This is a genomic window from Massilia sp. TSP1-1-2 (assembly GCF_049896185.1).
GTDB lineage: Bacteria > Pseudomonadota > Gammaproteobacteria > Burkholderiales > Burkholderiaceae_D > Telluria_A.
The window spans coordinates 1-1,159 of the sequence record NZ_JAFCTU010000106.1 but is presented as its reverse complement, the minus strand read 5'-3'; the positions used below and the strand labels follow the sequence as shown (position 1 = coordinate 1,159).

At 66.8% G+C, this 1,159-nt stretch carries 1 protein-coding gene and 1 pseudogene; both read right to left on the bottom strand.

What is annotated here, in order from left to right; genetic code table 11:
* A partial coding sequence (locus tag ACP7BV_RS27075; protein WP_426107995.1) for a DDE-type integrase/transposase/recombinase occupies positions 1-845 on the bottom strand: 845 nt, incomplete at its 3' end.
* A 128-nt stretch (positions 846-973) separates the two neighbouring features.
* Positions 974-1,159, bottom strand: a pseudogene (locus tag ACP7BV_RS27070) (hypothetical protein); the annotation flags it as partial.

The following is a 1,159-nucleotide window of genomic DNA, read 5'->3' as shown; positions in this document are numbered from 1 at the left end:
ATGCGGGCGGCATCGAGTTCGCTGAGGAACTGGTCGCGCACGGTGCGGTGCCAGCGTTCGATCTTGCCCTTGCCGGCCGGCTGGTACGGGCGACAGTAGATGAGGTGGATGCCCAGCCGCGCGCACAGTGCCTGCAGTGTGCCGGCCTTGTAGGCGGCGCCGTTGTCGACGACGAGCTTGATGGGCCGGCCACGCTTGAGCAGCGCTTGCTTGAGCACCCCCTCGATATCGAGCGCCGTCTCGCCCAGGCAGAATGCGCTGTGCGTGACCAGGCGCGAAGCATCGTCGAACAGCGACACCAGATAGACCTTGCGCGGCGTGCCCTCGACGCTGACGCGCGGGCCGTGCATGACGTCGCCGTACCAGATCGCGCCGGCCGACTCGGCCACGAAGCTGCGCTTCTCCTCGGGCTGGCTGGACGAACCACTCATGCGCGCTATGCCGTGATTGGCCAGCAGGCGGTGAATTGCCGAGCGCGACAGGCTGTCCGTGGCCGCTTGGCCGCTCGTTTGCAGCAGTTGCCGGATCTGACGAATCGAGCGGCGCGGATTGTCGCGCTTGGCCGCGACGATGGCTTCCTGCAGCGCGGGCGCGATCTTGGAGCGGCCGCGGTCAACGCGCGTCTTGGGCGCCAGGCCTTCGATGCCCTCGCGCCTGTATTTGTAGAGCCAGCTTTCGATCGTCTTCTCGCCCAGATAGGTGCGGCGCGAATTAGGGATGGCGTATTGGCGCTGGGCCAGGTCGCGCAGGGTGCGCTGCAGCTCGCCGCGTTCAAGACGCTCGCGGCTGACCAGCGGCCCCAGCACGGACAGGCGGAACAAGGCGGTCGGATCGATCTGTTTCATGGGTGCTCCTGTTGAGTTCGGGAGCGTTCATGGAAACCGATATCGGCTGCCGGCGGCAGTGGGCAAAGTGTGTGGGGTGGGAAATTTAAGCGGCGTTGCCTGTCTCCTGGTGGTTTCGGATCAGCGTTTCATGGGACGCAAACCTCATGGTCCGCCCATGCCATCGCCGCTGCCAGCGACATCGCGGCCAGGCAGGCCGTCCAGAAGCCGGGGCCGTCGCCGCCACGGCCCAGTTCAGGGAATCGGCTGCGCAGCACGAACGCGAACGTCGCGGTGCCGGCATGCAGCCAGTCGCGCCAGCGACGCGCGGTGTG